This window comes from Verrucomicrobium sp. (assembly GCA_028283855.1).
In the GTDB taxonomy this organism is placed as follows: domain Bacteria; phylum Verrucomicrobiota; class Verrucomicrobiia; order Methylacidiphilales; family GAS474; genus GAS474.
In genome coordinates, this window is the sequence record JAPWJX010000004.1 from 134660 (window position 1) to 150983 (window position 16324).

Annotated in this window: 17 protein-coding genes; 9 read left to right on the forward strand and 8 right to left on the reverse strand. The window is 68.7% G+C overall.

Annotated features, from left to right (window positions below; all coding sequences use genetic code 11):
• The first annotated feature begins 9 nt into the window (after positions 1–9).
• The gene (locus tag PW734_08985; GenBank protein ID MDE1171323.1) at positions 10–855 is read left to right on the forward strand and encodes a transglutaminase family protein; all 846 of its coding nucleotides are present in this window, start codon (positions 10–12) and stop codon (positions 853–855) included.
• Positions 852–2939: a transglutaminase family protein gene (locus PW734_08990; GenBank protein ID MDE1171324.1), complete on the forward strand. Its 2088-nt coding sequence runs from the start codon at positions 852–854 to the stop codon at positions 2937–2939. Before PW734_08985 ends, PW734_08990 begins: the two co-directional genes overlap by 4 nt.
• On the opposite strand, the gene PW734_08995 is transcribed toward PW734_08990, so the two are convergent.
• A complete protein-coding gene (locus PW734_08995) occupies positions 2940–4241 on the reverse strand; it encodes a hypothetical protein (GenBank protein MDE1171325.1) in 1302 nt (433 codons plus the stop codon).
• A gap of 122 nt (positions 4242–4363) precedes the next feature.
• Between PW734_08995 and PW734_09000 the strand changes: the two genes are divergently transcribed.
• Positions 4364–4684 (forward strand): twin-arginine translocase TatA/TatE family subunit, encoded by a 321-nt coding sequence (locus PW734_09000; GenBank protein MDE1171326.1) that lies wholly within the window; start codon positions 4364–4366, stop codon positions 4682–4684.
• Positions 4685–4693: 9 nt separating this feature from the next.
• On the opposite strand, the gene PW734_09005 is transcribed toward PW734_09000, so the two are convergent.
• Genes PW734_09005 through trpS form a run of 5 tightly spaced genes read right to left on the reverse strand, consistent with a single transcriptional unit; the run spans position 4694 to position 9327 of the window.
• Complete coding sequence (locus tag PW734_09005) at positions 4694–5935, reverse strand: hypothetical protein (GenBank protein MDE1171327.1); 1242 nt, start codon at positions 5933–5935, stop codon at positions 4694–4696.
• Positions 5932–6696: a chorismate mutase gene (locus tag PW734_09010; protein MDE1171328.1), complete on the reverse strand. Its 765-nt coding sequence runs from the start codon at positions 6694–6696 to the stop codon at positions 5932–5934. The genes PW734_09005 and PW734_09010 overlap by 4 nt, the downstream gene beginning before the upstream one ends.
• Positions 6693–7565, reverse strand: coding sequence for an SMC-Scp complex subunit ScpB (gene scpB, locus PW734_09015; GenBank protein MDE1171329.1), 873 nt, complete (start codon positions 7563–7565; stop codon positions 6693–6695). Before scpB ends, PW734_09010 begins: the two co-directional genes overlap by 4 nt.
• Before the next feature lie 24 nt (positions 7566–7589).
• Positions 7590–8354, reverse strand: a complete 765-nt coding sequence (locus PW734_09020; GenBank protein MDE1171330.1) for a segregation/condensation protein A — start codon at positions 8352–8354, stop codon at positions 7590–7592.
• Positions 8355–8364: 10 nt separating this feature from the next.
• The gene (gene trpS, locus PW734_09025; protein MDE1171331.1) at positions 8365–9327 is read right to left on the reverse strand and encodes a tryptophan--tRNA ligase; all 963 of its coding nucleotides are present in this window, start codon (positions 9325–9327) and stop codon (positions 8365–8367) included.
• A gap of 126 nt (positions 9328–9453) precedes the next feature.
• Here trpS and PW734_09030 point away from each other — a divergent pair, with 126 nt between their 5' ends.
• The 6 genes from PW734_09030 (at position 9454) to PW734_09055 (ending at position 14086) form a co-directional block, all read left to right on the forward strand.
• Positions 9454–11430 carry a FecR domain-containing protein gene (locus PW734_09030; protein ID MDE1171332.1) on the forward strand — a complete coding sequence of 659 codons (1977 nt, stop codon included), beginning with the start codon at positions 9454–9456 and terminating at the stop codon, positions 11428–11430.
• A gap of 77 nt (positions 11431–11507) precedes the next feature.
• The gene (locus PW734_09035) at positions 11508–12521 is read left to right on the forward strand and encodes a LysM peptidoglycan-binding domain-containing protein (protein ID MDE1171333.1); all 1014 of its coding nucleotides are present in this window, start codon (positions 11508–11510) and stop codon (positions 12519–12521) included.
• Between the two features lie 89 nt (positions 12522–12610).
• Positions 12611–12841 (forward strand): hypothetical protein, encoded by a 231-nt coding sequence (locus PW734_09040; GenBank protein ID MDE1171334.1) that lies wholly within the window; start codon positions 12611–12613, stop codon positions 12839–12841.
• A 60-nt stretch (positions 12842–12901) separates the two neighbouring features.
• Entirely contained in the window at positions 12902–13201 is a 300-nt protein-coding gene (locus PW734_09045; GenBank protein MDE1171335.1) for a hypothetical protein, read from the forward strand.
• 196 nt (positions 13202–13397) lie between these two features.
• Positions 13398–13748 carry a hypothetical protein gene (locus tag PW734_09050; protein ID MDE1171336.1) on the forward strand — a complete coding sequence of 117 codons (351 nt, stop codon included), beginning with the start codon at positions 13398–13400 and terminating at the stop codon, positions 13746–13748.
• Positions 13748–14086, forward strand: a complete 339-nt coding sequence (locus PW734_09055) for a hypothetical protein (protein ID MDE1171337.1) — start codon at positions 13748–13750, stop codon at positions 14084–14086. The genes PW734_09050 and PW734_09055 overlap by 1 nt, the downstream gene beginning before the upstream one ends.
• Here PW734_09055 and PW734_09060 read toward each other — a convergent pair.
• Together PW734_09060 and pyk are read right to left on the reverse strand one after the other, a co-directional pair.
• Positions 14083–14916 carry an SDR family oxidoreductase gene (locus PW734_09060; protein ID MDE1171338.1) on the reverse strand — a complete coding sequence of 278 codons (834 nt, stop codon included), beginning with the start codon at positions 14914–14916 and terminating at the stop codon, positions 14083–14085. The genes PW734_09055 and PW734_09060 overlap by 4 nt on opposite strands.
• The gene (gene pyk / locus PW734_09065) at positions 14917–16320 is read right to left on the reverse strand and encodes a pyruvate kinase (protein ID MDE1171339.1); all 1404 of its coding nucleotides are present in this window, start codon (positions 16318–16320) and stop codon (positions 14917–14919) included.
• Positions 16321–16324: the final 4 nt, after the last annotated feature.

Consider the following 16324-nt stretch of genomic DNA (forward strand, 5'->3'; position numbering starts at 1 on the left):
ACGAATCCCATGCGCCTCCGCATCCGCCACCACACCGTCTACCGCTACGCGGAGGCCGTCTCCTTCGGGCCGCATCACCTGATGCTCCGCCCCCGGGAAGGGCATGAGCGGGTGATCGAAAGCTCCCGCCTCCTGGTCAGCCCCGCGCACACCCTGCGCTGGCGCAGCGACGCCTACGGAAACTCCGTGGCCATCGCCGACTTCTCCACCCCGTCCGAGGTGCTGCAGGTGGAGAGCGAGGTGGTGGTCCGCCAGCTCGTCTCCAACCCCTTCGACTTCCTCCTCGACCCCCACGCCGTCTCCTTTCCCTTTTCCTATGACGCCGGCGAGCGGGCCGATCTGGAGCCCTGCCTGGAACCCCTTTACCCGGACGAGGCGGAGATCGTCCGCGACTGGCTCGACGCCGCCGCGCCCGCGCCGCCCGTGGAGACGCTCGCGTTCCTCGACGCGCTCAACCAGGCCATGCGGCGCGACTTCCAATATCAGCGCCGGGAAGAGCCGGGCGTGCAGACCCCGGCGGAGACGATCGCCAAGCGCAGCGGCTCCTGCCGGGACTACGCCACCCTCTTCCTGGAGGCTTGCCGCCAGGCGGGCTTGGCCGCCCGCTTCGTCAGCGGCTACGTCTACAATCCCAACCACGACCACGGCTCCACCCACGCCTGGGCGGAGGTCTACCTCCCCGGCGCGGGCTGGAAGGGCTATGACCCGACGGCAGGCCTCCTGGCCTGCGAGATCCACGTCCCCGTCGCCGTCGCCCGCCATCCGGCGGCCGCCGCGCCCGTCGCCGGGGTCTTCTACGGGCCGGGCCGCTGCCTGGGGATGGACGTGACGGTGCAGGTAAAGGAGGTGGCGTGACGACGCTCGCCCAGGTGGGCCGCGCGGTCGACGCCGCCTTGGCCCGCTCCGGCGTCGCCGTCACCGTCGGCGGGGAGCCGACTTTCATCGCCGCCGACCACCGGCACGCGGAATGGAACTTCGACGCCCTGGGGCCGGAGAAGCTGGCCTACGGCCGCCGCTTTGCCGCCGCGCTGCGGCGCAAGCTGGCCCCCGGCTGCCTGGTGACCCACACGATGGGCAAGCAGTATCCGGGCGAGCCGCTGCCGCGCTGGGCCATTGGCCTTCATTGGCGCAAGGACGGCAAGCCGCTGCTGCCGGGGAAGGGAATCGCCTACCGCCTCGACCGCGCGGGCCTGCAAAAGCCGGAGGCCGCCGCGCGGCTGGCCCGCGCGCTGCCCGCGCTCCTCAAGCTCAAGGCGAAGCCCTTGCCCGCCTTCGAGAATCCGCCGGGGAAAAAGCCCGCCGGGTGGGTGCTGCCGCTGGACGGCGGCGCGGGCGCGTGGACCTCGCCCGCGTGGAAGCTTCCCGGGCCCTGCCTCCTTTGGCCGGGGCAGAGCCCCCTGGGCCTGCGCCTCCCGCTGGGAGAGCTGCCGCCGGAGACGCCGCGCCGCGCGCTGACGGTGGAGACGCGGGATGGGGAGCTTTCCGTCTTCCTGCCCCCGGTGGAGAAGCTGGAGGATTACCTCGACCTGCTGCGCGCCGTACGCGCGGCGGCGGGCGGGGAGAAGCTGCTCCTCGAGGGCTACGCGCCCCCTTCCGGGGAGGAGCTGGTGCGGCTCAACGTCATCGCCGATCCGGGCGTCCTGGAGGTGAACCTGCCGCCCGCCGCCCTCCAGGCGGAGGCCGACCGCTTCATCGACGCGCTCTACGCCGCCGCGCCCGCCTGCGGCCTGCGGCCCTGGAAATACCAGTTCACGGGCCGGAAAATCGGCACCGGCGGCGGCGCGCACATCCTCCTGGGCGGGCCGAAGGCGGAGGAGAGCCCCTTCTTCCAACGCCCCCGGCTCCTGCCCAGCTTCGTCCGCTTCCTCCAGCGCCACCCTTCGCTCTCCTACCTCTTCACGGGCCTCTTTACCGGGCCGTCCTCCCAGGCACCGCGCGTCGATGAGTCGGCCTACGAGGTGCCGTATGAATTGGAGATCGCCCTGCGTGGCGTCGAGGCGATGCGCCCGCCGGTCGACAAGCCGCTCCTGGACCTGATGCTGCGCAACCTCCTCATGGACACGGTGGGCAACACCCACCGCGCGGAGATCAGCGTCGACAAGCTGTGGAACCCCTTTGCGCCGAACGGGTGCCTGGGGCTGGTCGAGTTCCGCGCCTTCGAGATGCCGCCGGAGCCCGCCATGCTCCGGGCCGCGGTGACCCTCCTGCGCGCGCTGGCGGCGGCCTTTCTGGCCCGGCCCTACGGCCTGCCGCTGAAGCGCTGGGGGGAGGCCCTGCACGACCGCTACGCCCTGCCCGTTTTCCTCAAGCGGGATTTCCAGGAGGTCCTGGCTTTCCTTCAGCGCGCGGGCTTCGCGCTGGAATGGGAGCACTTCGCGCCGTGGTTCGAGTTCCGCTTCCCGGTCATCGGACGGCTGGCCCACGCGGGCCGGGCGATCGAGTTCCGCCAGGCCATCGAGCCCTGGCCCGTCCTGGGGGAGCAGCCCGCGGGGGGAGGGACCTCCCGGATCGTCGACGCCTCCACCGACCGGCTCCAGGTGCGGGTGCCGGACGCCGCCTGGGCGCGCCGCTTCCGCCTGCTGGCGGCGGGACGCCCCGTCTCCCTCCAGGCCGATCCGGAGGGGGAGGCCCTCCTGGGGGCGGTCCGCTACCGGATGTTCCATTCCCTGCCCAGCCTTCAGCCCCATCTTCCGGCGCAGTCGCCCCTCCTTTTCGAGTGGGTGGAGGCGGCGACGGGACGGACGGTGGCGGCCTGCTCCCTGCTGAACTGGCGCCCCGGCGAGCAGCCCTATGACGGCTTGCCCCAGACCGACCGGGCCGCCCTGGCCCGGGTGGCGGAGCGCTTCGTCCCGGCCCCGAAGGCCCTGGGCCGCGTCCATCCGGCGGCCGGAAAGCCCGCCCGCTGCGGCCGCTACACGACCGACCTGCGGCTTTCCTGATCAGGGCAGCGCGGCAATCGGCTGGGAGACGGCCTGCCGGTAGAGGTCCGGAAACTTCTTTTCCAAGGCGGTCAATTTTTCGGCGACCGGCGCGGCGGGGAAATACCGGCCTAAGGCAGTCAGCGCCTGGCGGTAGGAGCGGATCGCGTCGAGGGTTTCCCCGGCCTGCTCCTGCTTTTCCCCCACCAGGAAGGAATGGAGGGCGCGCAGATCCTCCTGCACCCAGGAGGAGCCGGTGGGTGGGTAGAGTTCGGAATAAGCCTGAAGGTCTTTCCGCAGGAGGCTCCACTCCTTCTTCTTTTGGTCGTCGGCCGCCAGCCGCAGGAGATAGCCCATGGCATCTTCTTCCGCCTTGGGGGCGGGGGCGTCGCTCCGGTCGAGCAGGGCGGCGGCCAGCTTGAGCCGGAGCTCCCGTTGCAGCGCGGGCGTGGTGCCTGGATCGCCGGAACGATCGGAAAAAAGGGTGTTACCCCGGAGCTGCAAAAGGGCCTGCTCATAGTCCCCCTGCTGATAACATTGGTAGGCACGCAGCAGCTGGGTGAGGGTTTGGAGTTTTTCCTCGGTGGCGGGGGAGAAGCTCGATCGATTCGCCGCCCGCAGCTGCGCGATGGCGGACGGGAGATCGTCCAGGGTCTTCGGCTCCGGCAAAGAGAGCGGCAATACGGGCGATACGGCGCCTCTGGTGGGTTGGGAGGGCTGAGAGGGAGAGCTGGTTTGTTCGAGGAGCCAGGAACGCGGGATGGGCATGAAGTTGGGAGAGCCGCCGGCCAGGCTGTGCAGGATATCACGGGCCTCCGCGTTGTTGCCGGTTTGCAGGGCGACCAGGTAGCCCTGCCACCGCTGCACGTATTGGATCGCGGCGTTAAGTTCGTTGCGGAGGGGGGCGACGTCCGAAATGGATGAGTCCCGATTCTGGACGGCCCCCAGCGTGGAGAGAATGAGGTCGAACGAGGCGGGGTTTTTTTCCTTGGCGTCGCGGGACGCGGCGACCGCATCGGAGGCGCTTTTCAGGGCGGTCTGCGCCTCCCGCACCCATACGTCGCGCCGGGCGGTCACGGTCTTGGAGATCTCGGCGGAGAGGGCCGCGGTGGCCTCCAACATGGCGGGGGAGGGGTCGAGCCGGGTGATATTGTTGATCGCCGTGCGGGCTTGGGCGTAATTGCTTTCCCGGAGGGCCTGGCGAAGGTGGTTCAATGGACTGGGGAAAACGGCCCCATCGGTTCGGGCGGTGGCCTCTACGGCTTTGAACAGTGCGTCGAAAGGATCGGCCTCCGTTTCGGCGAAGGCCGAGGCGGCCGTCATGATGAGTATGCAAAACCTCAAAGCCCAATATTTCCCCATGGCTGCCTCCTGGTTGGTGAAACGCAGGTTACGTGACCGAGCCCTTCCTTTACAAGGCGGAAAGCCGCCATTACAGTTCCCTTATGCACGCCGACGGCTTGTTCCTGGCCCTTCTTCCCCATGGGCTCGACTGGGTTTGGATCGTTCTCATCGTTCTCCTCCTCTTCGGACCGAAGAAGCTGCCGGAGCTGGCGCGCGGCCTGGGCAAGAGCCTGGGCGAGTTCAAGAAGGCGAAGGCCGACTTCGACCAGGAACTGAAGCAGAGCATGCAGACGCCGCCTCCTGCCGGGACGGCGGGCACGACGGTCGCGACGAGCGTCGTCGTCGATCCGGCGGAAAAGCCGGTCACCCTTTCTCCGCCGCCCGCGCCGCTTCCCGAGGGGAAGCGGGACCCGCAGGCCTGATCCTCCGCGCTATTGCAGCACCTTGTCGGTCGGGAGGAACCCGCCCGGCTTGATGATGAGGTCGGTGCTCTTGTTCGCCTCGATGGCGAAGGGGACCACGGCCCAGGCCTCTTCCTCCCCCTTGCGGACGGGCACCCATAGCAGGTAATTGCCCGGCGGATATTTTCCGTTCTCCTCCAGGTGGTCCCAGGTGAAGCGCCCTTCCGGCGTGAGGGGGAGTTTTTCCAGGACGTTGCGCTGCGGGATCTGGACGACCTGCGCGGTGTAGACCTTGCGCTGCTCGGAGATGTTGGTGCGGACGGCGGCGGTTTCGCTCTCCAGGGTCTGGGCCTCGGACTGGAGGGGGGCTTGCTGCTCGTCCGTGTCGGCGATGGAGGCGTTGCGCCGGTCGATGCGGGTGCGCAGGCCGTCGAGGTGGCCGCCGAGGCCTTGGCGGATGTCGTCCGCCTTCTTCTTGAGGGCGTTACGCCGGGCGTCGTACTCTTTCTCGTAGGCGTGCCAGTCGGCCAGCTGCTGTTCCAGCCAGGTGCGCTCGGCGGGGGCTTTCACCGTGGGGGGCGGGTTGTAGAGGGAGAGGCGGAAGCTGTTTACCCAGATGTCGGGGAAGGGCTGCTTTGGGTCGAGGTCGGGGGAGAGCTTGAGCTGCGCGGCGCGCGCGGCGAGCTGTTGGCGGAATTCCTCCATCTTCGCGGCGTATTCGGCGTCCAGAGCCTTGCCGTCATGGGCCCAAAGGGCGTCGGCTTCCTGGCGGGTGTGGGAGACGGCGGCCTGGATGTCGCTTTGGATGCGGTCGATTTCCTGGGAGTAGAGCCGCTTGCGCTCGTCCAGGCCGCTGAGGTCCCCATGGACGCGGCGGAGGTTTTCTTCCTTGTCGCGGAGGTCTTCCTCGTAGGGGGCGAGGGCGCGGGCGGCTTCCTCCCGCAGGGCGCGGAGGTCGCCGGAGAAGTCGCGGACGACGCAGGCCTCCCGGGGCAGGGTGTAGCCTTCCGGGGCGATGACGAGGCCCTGGACCTGCGTCTGCCGCCAGGTCCAGCCCGCCGCCCAGCCCAGGAATGCCAGGGAGGCGATGGCGGCGACGCGCAGGAAGGCGCGGAATCCCCGGTTGGAGGGGATGGGGGATGAATGGGCCGCGGCGGGGGGCGTGGCGGAGGGGCGCGGGGAGGGCGCGGGGGTGCGGGCCTGCCGCCGCTGGCGGGCCAGGAGCGGCTGCGGCTTCTTCGGCGTGCCGGAATCGGGGGAGGGAGCGCTCACGCGGTTTCGCTGGTGAAGAAGGTGCCCAGGGGGATGGCGCCGGGGAGTAGGCGCAGCCCGGCCTTGCCGACGCGCGGCCCGGCGTCGACCAGGTAGCGCCCCCACCCCGCGGGTTGGAGGAGGGAGCCGGCGGCGCGCAGGCGGCGCGCGGCGGCGGGGGAAAGGGGGGCCAGGAAGAGGCGGCGCGGCTTGGCGCTGTCCCCGGCGGGCGCGGGCTCCTCGGCGGCGTCGCCCGGTTCCAGGAGGTAGAAGAGCTCATGGTCGCGGCCGGGCACGCGGACCTCGCCGCAGGCGCGCAGGCCTTTCATGGAGGCGGGGCCGTGCTTGGCCAGGGCCTCGGCCAGGTCGGGGGCGGAGCAGACGGCCACGTCGGCCTTTTTCCGCCGCAGGGCGGCGCAGAGGGCGGTCCAGGAGGCGGCGGGCAGGTAGCTTTCCCCCGCGCCGAAACGGTACCACGCGGTGAGGAGGGCGGCGCCGCCGTCTTCCAGATAGCCGACCATGACGCGCTTTTGCCGCGCGCGGGAGCTGGAGAAGATTTCCCGGTAGATGGCGCGGAGGTCGGCGGCGGGCAGGGGGCCGCGGCCGCGCTTGGTTTCCAGGTGGCGGAGGAGGAACTCCTCCCGCTCCGGGGTGAAGGAGGGGCGGCCGGCCTTCCGCTTGAACTGGCCGACGCGGATGGAGAGGCGCGTGCGCGTGTTGAGAAGCCGGATGATCTCGGCGTCGACTTTTTCGATCTGCGCGCGCAACGCGGCCAGCGTCATGGGGTTTCCGGCGTGGGTTCTTCCTCGCGGGCGGGTTCTGCCTCGGCTTCAGCCTCGGCATCGGTTTCGAGGCCGTCGCTCTCCGTTTCCGGATCGGCGGCGGCCTGGGGCTCCTCGTCGTGGACGGGAGCCTCCTCCGCGGCGGCGTCCCCGCCTTCCTGCGGCTGGGTTTCCATTTCGGCGGGGGAGGCCGCGGGCGTGGGGACGTGGCGCAGCTCGGCGGCGTTGGGCAGCTCGTCCAGGGTGCGCAGGCCGAAGAGTTCCAGGAATTCCTGGGTCGTCTCGTAGAGGAGGGGGCGGCCCGGCGTGTCGGAGCGGCCCGCCAGGCGGATGAGGCGGCGGTCCTGCAGGGTGGCGACGACGCCGTCGACGGCGACGCCGCGCACGGCCTCGACGTCGGCGCGGGAGATGGGCTGGCGGTAGGCGATGATGGCCAGGGTTTCCATGGCGGGCTGGCTCAGCTTGGCGGGTTTCGACTCGTCGAAGAGGCGGCGGACCCACGGGGCGACTTCCGGGCGGGTGCCCAGGCGGAAGCCGCCGCCGACTTCCTGGATCCACAGGCCGCGGCTTTCGGCGGCGTAGGAGTCGGCCAGGAGGGCCAGGGCCTCGCGGACCTGGGCCTCGGTGGTGCCGGCCAAGGGGTTGGCCTCGGTCGCGGCCCCTTCCAGGACGAGGATTTCCTCCCCTTCCGGAGCGGGGGCGGGGTTTTCTTCCCCTTCGGCGGCCTGGGCTTCGGCGGGGCTGGGGCCGGCGGCCTCCGCGCCGCGGGCGCAGTAGGCGGCCAGCTGCCGGGCGGTGAGGGGCTTCGGCGCGGCGAAGAGGAGGGCCTCCAGCACTTGGGCCAGGGTGGGGGAAGGAGCGTCGTTCATGGAAAAATGAGGCGGTGGAGTCTCCTACGCGGCGGGGGCTTTGACGAGTTGAATCTCGCCGAAGACCTCCTCCTGGACGGCGGCGACTTGGCCCAGGCGGATCAGCTCCAGCAGGGCCAGGAAGGTGACGACGATTTCCTGGCGGCCCGCCCCCTCGGAGAAGAGGGCGTGGAAGCGGACGGCCTCGCCCGCATCGACGAGGCGCTGGATGTGGACGATCTGGCCGCTGACGGTGAAGTTCTCCTGCTTGGGCGCCAGGTCGATGCCGGTCTGGAGGCGGGAGAGGACTTTCTGGAACGCGCCCAGGAGGTCGAAGAGCTCGGCGCGGCGGAGCGGGGGCAGGCCGTTGGAGGTCAGCACGGTCTTGGGATCGAAGCCGGCGCGGTAGGTGGCGTCCTGCTTGTCCCAGCGGCCCTGGAATTCGACGGCGGCGTCCTTGAATTTCTTATACTCCACCAGGCGGCGGATGAGGTCCCAGCGCGGGTCGGAGGCGTCCTCGTCCTCTTCCTCCGGCGGCAGCTGGTCCTGGGGCAGGAGGCGGCGGCTCTTGATGTAGAGGAGGGTGGAGGCCATGACCAGGAATTCCCCGGCCAGCTCCAGGTTGAGCATCTGCATGACCTTGAGGGTTTCCAGGTACTCGTGGGCGATTTTTTCGATGGGGATCTGGTAGATGTCCACCTCCTCCTTGCGGATGAGGTAGAGGAGCAGGTCGAGCGGCCCCTCGAAGACGGGGAGGCTGACCTTCAGGTCGGTGTGGAGGCCGGAAGCGGCGTCGGAGGAGTCGCTCATGGGAATTCGGTTAGAGGCCGACGGCGCGGCGAGCCGCCTCCAGGGTGGGCTGGGCCAGGGCGCGGGCGCGGGCGGCGCCGTCCGCCAGCACGTCGTCGACGTGGTTCGGGTCGGCGGAGAGGGCGGCGTATTTCTCCCGGATGGGGGCGAAGTAGGCGTCGAGCTTGGCCAGCAGCTCTTTCTTGTAGTCGCCGTAGCCGCGGCCGCCCTTGGCCATGTCGGCGGCGTAGGCGGCGGCTTCCTCCGGCGTGGCGACCAGGGAGTAGAGGGAGACGAGGGTGGAATCCTCCGTCGGCTTCGGCGCCTCGACGGGGGTGGAGTCGGTCTTGATGCCCATGACGGCCTTGGCGAAGCGCTTCGGGTCGCCGAAGAGGTCGAGGGTATTGCCGTAGGACTTCGACATTTTCTGCCCGTCGGTGCCGGGGATGACGCCCGCCGTTTCGGAGATGTCGGGCTCCGGCACCTTGAAGACGGGGCCGAATTGCTCGTTGAACTTGATGGCGATGTCCCGGGCGACTTCCAGGTGCTGTTTCTGGTCCTTGCCCACGGGGACGCGGTCCGCCTGGTAGAGGAGGATGTCCGCCGCCATGAGGACGGGGTAGGCGAAGAGGCCGTGGCTGGTGGGCAGGCCGCGGGCGGTCTTGTCCTTGTAGCTGTGGCAGCGTTCCAAAAGGCCCATCGGCGTCACGCAGGAGAGGAGCCAGGCCAGCTCGGTCACTTCCGGCACGGCGCTCTGGCGGAAGAAGAGGGACTTTTTGGGGTCGAGGCCGCAGGCCAGGAAGGCCAGGGTCACCTCCCGGATGCTGCGGCGCAGCGCGGCGGGATCGTGGACGGAGGTCAGCGCGTGGTAGTCTGCGACGAAGTAGACCGCCTCCACCCCCGGTTTCTGGTAGGCGACCCCCCGCTGGATCATGCCGAAGTAGTTGCCCACATGGATGTCGCCCGAGGGTTGGACACCGGAAAAAACGCGCATCGGGGGAGATTGCCGCAGGGTCGCGGGCCTGTCCACCAGATAGCCGCTTGTGTTCCGTTAACTTTTTAAATAATTAATAGCATTAGCAGAATGGCGATTCCTACGAGCTTCCGGCGGGTTTGTGCGATGCTTTGCCTCGCGTTCCTGGCCGTCCCCCGCTACGCCGACGCAGACCTGCCGCGTTTCCCGAAAGACTTGGCCCAGCCGGTCCTGGGCGCGCGCATCCGCGTCGACGCGACGAGCGGCCTTCGCCTGCCCGGCAATTTTCCCACGCCTCTGACCCTTTCCGGCGGGCAGGACGCCACGGCGCTATTGCAGGAGGGGTTTGAGGGGCTGGTCTTTTCCGCCGGGACCCACCGGCTCACCATCACCCTGCCGTTTCCGCAGGTGGTGGAGAAGGTGGCCCTTCTCAACCAAGGCACGGAGGGAACCTTCACCGTCTCCGTCAGCAACTCTGATCCCAATCTCCTGGGCCCGCCGCAGGCGCCGCGGATGGAGGAAGCCCTGCGCGGCCCGCACGAGGTCAACGCGGCGGTCTTTACCCCGCAGGCGGTCACCTTCGTCCAGGTGGAGCTGCGGCTGGCGAAGCCGGGGGCGATCGCGCGCCTGACCGTCTACGGCCGCGCCTCCGAACTCGATTACGGCCTGCAGACGCCGGAGAAGGAGGCGGCCCCGTCCGTGCCGCAGAAGCTCCTCAACGTCGCCTCCCTGGGCGCGGGGGCGCGCCCGGCGCGCGTCAGCTCCGGCGCGGCGGGGGCTGATCCGCTCAACGCGCTGAGCGAGGCGCTGGGCACGCCCTACGCCTTCCAGGCCACCGACCGCTCCGCGGAACTCGACGTCGACCTCCACGCCCCGCGCCGCGTGGAGAAAGGCGTCCTCTACCTCTCCGCCCCGGCCAGCCGCGTCGACCTGATCCGCATTTCCCCGACCGGGCCCCCCGATCCGCCGCAAGGGGAGGTGAAGCTCTCCCGCTTCCACGGCAATGTCTCCACCGTCAGCCTGGATGGCTCCAGCGAGAAGTCGGCCGAACTGGGCTTCCGCCTCCAGCCCGGCCAGGTGGTGCAGACGGGATGGAACTCGATGGCGGAACTCGAAGTCGACGGCCAGTCCCTCGTCCGCCTGGGGCCGAACACGAGCCTCTCCTGCCGCAAGGAAGAGAACGGACTGACCTTGAGCCTCCTGCGCGGCAGCGCCCTGTGGCAGGTCTACCAGCCCGGCGCGGGACCGCTGCGGCTGGTGACGCCCTCCGCCCAAGCGGTGCTCCCCACCCGCGGGCCCTCCGTCACCGTCGCCACCGTGCAGCTGACCGGAGAGAGCGACGTCGAGGTCCTCGCCTGCGGCATCGACGGCGTGCCCGCCCGCTCCCTGCCCACCGGGGAGACGGTGAGCCTGCGCGCGGGGCAGCGGGCCAACTTCGGCGTGGGCACCCTTTCCCCCATCCGTTTCGACGTCGTTTCCGTCTCCGACGAGTGGAACGGCGCCGCGTGGGGCGCGGTCCTGGGCGGCCTGCATGACGGGGCGGAGCGGGCGTTTGCCCCCGGGGGCATGGCCGGATTCACCGCGGGGCTCGTCGGCGGGACGATCCTTTCCTCCGTCACCATCCCCGCCGGGTTGCAGGAGGTGACGCTGCCCTTCAAGGAACAGTCGCTGGAGGCCGTCGCCTACCGCGTCACGCCGTTGGGCGACTCCGTCGAGCCGGTCGTCATCGTGAAGGCGGGCCTCTTCGGCCTCTACGATCTCCAGGCCTGCACGGTGACGTACAAGGGCCAGCCGCTGGTGTCCGCGCCGCCGCCCGCCACCGGCGCGCCGCTCAAGCCCTCCCGTCCCGGCCTGGCCTCCCCCTCCGCTCCTCCCCCGCCCGCGGGGACCAAGCCCGCCCTGCCTCCGCCGCCGCAGGCCAACATCCCGACCGCGCCCGCCGTCGGCATCGCGGTGCCGGACACGGCCACGCCGCAGGCGAACATCCCCGTCGCCCCGGCCGTCGGCATCGCCGTGCCGGAGAAAACTCCCCCCCGCGCCATTCCCGTCACCCCCGCCACGACGAATGATCCGGAGACGGAAATCATCCTCCACCAGGGGGAGAGAGCGCCTTCTCGACGGTAAGGGGTTGATTTTTACGCAAACCCGCGTAAAATTGGAGACAGGTGTCCGTTAACGTATGGCGGATGCCTAGGCTTTCCATGAAACGCTTGCTCACCGTTCTCTGCGCCGCGGGCCTCTGGCAGGGCGTGCTCCACGCGGAAGACGTCGTCATCTACCGTCCCCAGCTCGACGACGCGCCGCGCGCCCCCCGCGCCGTCGCCGTCGCCTTGCCGGCTGCGGCCGTTCCGGCGCTCCCGGTTCCCGATCCCGCCCCGGTCGAGGCCAAGGCCGTGTCGGAGGAGGCGCTCCCCGCCACGCATCGCGTGGCCAAGGGGGAAACCCTCTTCAGCATCGCCAAGCGGTACCAGCTGCCCGTGGCCGATTTGCGCGAGGCCAACGGCTACCAAGGCACGCCGACCCTCCGCGTCGGCCAGGTCGTGAAGCTTCCCTCCGCCCGCGCGGTGGCCGTGGCGGCTCCCGCTCCCGCCGCCGTTCCGGCCAAAAGCGCCGCGGCCGAGCTGGCGGCGCCCACGCAGCTCGCCTACCAGCGGAAATTCATCGACGAAACCCGCGCCGTGGCCAAGCAGGGCGTCTCTTACAACGAGCGGTGGATGCCCTCCGGCCTGGGCCTGGAAACCGCCAAGGGGTGGGTGATGGACTGCTCCAACACCGCTCGCTACCTCTACAAGAAGGTGGCCGGCATCGACCTGCCCCGGACCGCTTCCGACCAATACGCCGCGCTCAAGGAAAAGGGCCTGGCCTGGACCGCGCCGAAGGAGCTCGACGCGCTGGAACAGAAGCTGGAAGTCGGCGACATGCTCTTCTGGGAGAACACCTACAACTCCCACCGGAATCCGCCCGTGACCCACGTCATGATCTACCTGGGGAAGAACAAGAAAGGAGAGTGGCTGATGGCCGGCTCCCAGCAGGGGAGCGGTTTTTACAACACCTCCGGCAGCGGGCCGGACATCTACGTCTTTAAGCCGAACCGGGCCGCCGGGGGCTATTCCACGAACCTGGGCTTCACCCACGTGAAGGGCCGGTTCCGCTTCTACGGGCGTCCTCTTCTGCAAAAGGACACCGCGCCGACGGCCGAGTTGGCTTCTCGCTAGGCTGTTATATCTTCTTTTTGGGCGTTTCTCCCCTAGCGGGTTGGGGATTTCTTGGTACGCTTAAACTCCAAAAAGGAGAATAGGAACTTATGGCCGCATCCGCACTGTCCCGGGAAAGCCTCCGTCTTCCCAAAGAGTTGAACGTCCCGGCGAAGATCCGGCAGGAGCACGAGGCTGGTTTGACGGCCTATTTCGCGGGCCATTTGGAGGAGTCTTATTCCCACATCGCCGCCATCCTCCGCCATTACGAGGACGTGGAGGAGACGGTGCCCGCGCCCTGCGGACAGCTCTACTTCGCGCTCCTGGCGCGGGAGGTCTAGACGGTTGGAGCCTTTTCTGACCTGCCGGCTGCTCTTCACTCCGGAAAATCTAAAATATATTTGGAAGGCGCCGAGGCATTGTTGGGGACGGCGTTCACCGTTTTTGATTCTTTTCGCTTCAGAGAGAAAAGCGAGTCGGGCAAAGAAATCCCCCCCCTCGGGAAGAAGCTCAATGGTGTTCTCAACCATGGCTTAAATATTCTGTCTGATATCTACGATAAAAAAATGGCGGAGGTGGAAGGGGAAAGAGTCGCGCAGGCGAACAAGCAGGCTGAATTGGGACCGATCCAAGGAGCGGCGCGCTCGGTTCAGGGGGTGTCTCCCCAAAAAGAGGAAGCCCGCTGCGCGCGGCGTTCGTGAAGAAAGCCGCCAGCCCCATGATGAAGCCGGGGATGCCCGTCCCTTTCAGGTGGGCAGGATCAGAAATCCGGCGACCGAGCCGACGTTGACCACCGCCCCGTGCCCGCGTTTTACCATGCGGGGCGGGAAGGCGGAGAGGTTGGTTTTTGTCTCCTTTTTTGCCATACCATGGCATGCGTAATGCTGGTTTCCTCTCATGAAGATCACTCCAGCGCAGGTCCAGGATGCGACGCAGCAGGTAGACGCCAACGGGGGCCGTGAGCGCGGCGTTTTCCAGAAGCTCAAGGAGAACTTTTTGGACAACATGCGTGACGGAGATGAGGTTCGAAAGCTTGCCTACGGCGTCGGCTTGGCCGGAGCGGTGGCTGGAATCTACGCCACGCCGATCGGCTGGGGCGTGACGGCGGGAGCTGGATTGGTGGCGGTGGGCTCCAAAGCGGCGGAAGCCTATCCCCACATGCGGCGCGCGATCGGGAGGATGGAGCACCGGCACTCCCTGGGTCTTCCCCTCCTTCAGCGGCCGCCGGAATCGGCCCAGGAGCGCTGATGGCTTCCCTGCCTAAGGAAGGCGCCGCGGGCGCTGATTGGGTGGCGGACGAGTCCGTGCCGGAAATCGTCCGGCTGGAATATGCGGCCACGCTGGAAGCGTTCCGCAGCGGCAAGCGTTCTGAAGCCTACTCGCACCTGGCCGCCGTCCTGGAGCATTACTGCCAGACGCAGGAAGATTTGCCGCCGCCGGTGGAGGAGCTTTACACGAGTATCCTGCTCGCCGACGCCACGCAGGAAGGGGAGCCTTTTCTGAAGGAGATCCTGGGGGAGGAAAAAGCCGCCGTCTTCCTGGAAGCCCTGGAAGCGGCGAAGAAAAAAGGCGAAAAAGGCGCTTAGGACGCCTTCCGCTGCGCGCGGCACTGGGCCACGGTGGTCCGGTAGGCCAGGCGGCGCAGCCAGAGCGGCGCGGCGTTCGTGAAGAAGGCCGCCAGCCCCATGACGAAGCCGGGGGTGATTCGCAAATTTCCTTTTTCCGCCGCGCGGAGCGATTCGGCCACCGCCTGCCCCGCCGGGACGCGCGTGATGCGCGGCGAGCCCATGGCGCGGCCCGCGCCGGGCGTGCGGTAGGCGACCTCTGAAAACTCCGTGGGCACCGGTCCGGGGCAGACGGCGGTGACGGTGACGCCCGTCCCTTTCAATTCCCAGGCCAGGGCCTCCGAAAAGCTGTTCACGTAGGCCTTGGTCGCCGCGTAGACGGCGAAGGTGGGCAGGGCCAGGAATCCGGCGACCGAGCCGACGTTGACGACGGTGCCGCGCCCGCGCCGCACCATGCCCGGCAGGAGGGCGCGGGTCAGTACGGTGAGGGCTTCCACGTTGACGCGCAGCATGGCGTCCAGCCGTTCCGGGGCGGCGGTTTCAAAGAGGCCGATGTCCCCCAGGCCCGCGTTATTCACCAGCAGGTCGGGGCGGAGGCCCGCCTCCTCCAGCATGCCGCCCAGGGCGGCGACGGAGGGCGGGTCGGCCAGGTCGGCGGTGAAGGTGTGGAGGGTCAGGGCCGGGTGGGCGGCTTTCAGTTCCCCGGCCAGCGCGGCCAGGCGGTCGGCCCGGCGCGCGGTGAGGATGAGGATGCCGCCCTCCAGGCGGGGAGCCAGCTGCCGGGCGAATTCCGCGCCCAACCCGGCGGAGGCGCCGGTCAGGAGCGCGGTCCAACCGGCGAAGCGGCTCATTTACTTGATGATGTGGAGCTGGACGGAGTCGACGCGCTGGCCCTGGATCTGCATGTCGGTGACGAAGACGAGCTTGTCCCCCGGCTTCACCAGGTTGCGGGTGCGCAGCAGCTTCTCGGCGGCGATGACGGTGTCCTGCGGCGCTTCCGGGAAGGGGAGCTGGAAGGGGCGGACGGCGTAGTTGAGGGTCAGGCTGCGGCAGACGCCCTCTTCCGGCGTGAAGGCGTAGATGAGGGAGCACTTCGGCCGCATGCTGGCCGTGTTGGCGGCGAGCATGCCGGTGCGGGTGAAGACGCAGATGGCGGTGGCGCCCGCCGCGTCCGCCAGGCGGACGGCGGCGGAGACGACGCGCTGGGAGTCGGTCGTCGGCACGATGCCGTCCGGGTAGCCCGCGCCGCCGCTGCGCTCGGTGCGCTCGGCGATGCGGTTGAGCACCTCGACGCATTCGAGGGGGTAGGCGCCGACGGTCGACTCGCCGGAGAGCATGACGGAGTCGGCCTGCTCGAAGACGGCGTTGGCCACGTCGGTGATCTCGGCGCGGGTCGGCATCGGGTTCTGGATCATGCTTTCCAGCATGTGGGTGGCCACGATGACGGTCTTGAACTGCTGGATGCAGGCTTTGACGATGCGGCGCTGGATGATGGGCAGCTCCTCGTAGGGAACTTCGATGCCCAGGTCGCCGCGGGCGACCATGACGCCGTCGGAGGCCTCGATGATCTCGTTGAGGTTCTTGACCGCCTGGTGGTCCTCCACCTTGGAGATGATGCGGACGCGTTCTGCCCCCTTGGTGGTGAGGAGCTGGCGCAGGGTCTGGACGTCGTTGGCCTCGCGGACGAAGGAGAGGGCGATGTAGTCGATGCCGCACTCCAGGCCCAGGTCGATGTCGTTCAGGTCCTTGGTGGTGAGGGCGGGGAGGTTCACCTTCACGCCGGGGAGGTTCACGTGGCGGCGGCTGCTCATCACGCCGGGGGTGAGGACTTCGCAGTGGAGAACGTCCTTTTCCTTGGAAAGGGCCTTCATGCGGATGACGCCGCTGTCGACCAGGACGACGTCGCCGATGGAGATGTCGTCGATGAAGTCGTCATAGTTGATGCTGACGTGGAGGCCTTCCGCCTTGGCGCCGCGCACGGTGAAGGCGAATTTGTCGCCCGCCTTCAGGGTGATCTTTTCCGCCAGTTCGCCGGTGCGGATTTCCGGCCCCTGGGTGTCCAGGAGGAGGCCGACGTGGAGGCCCAGCTCCGCGCTGATGGCGCGGATGTCCTTGGTGACGCGGCGCACGGTGTCGTACTTCGCGTGGGACATGTTGATGCGGAAGATGTTCACACCCGCCTGCATGAGCTGGCGGAGGCGTTCGGGGGACTCGGAGACGGGGCCGAGGGTGGCGATGATTTTGGTGCGGCGCATGGAG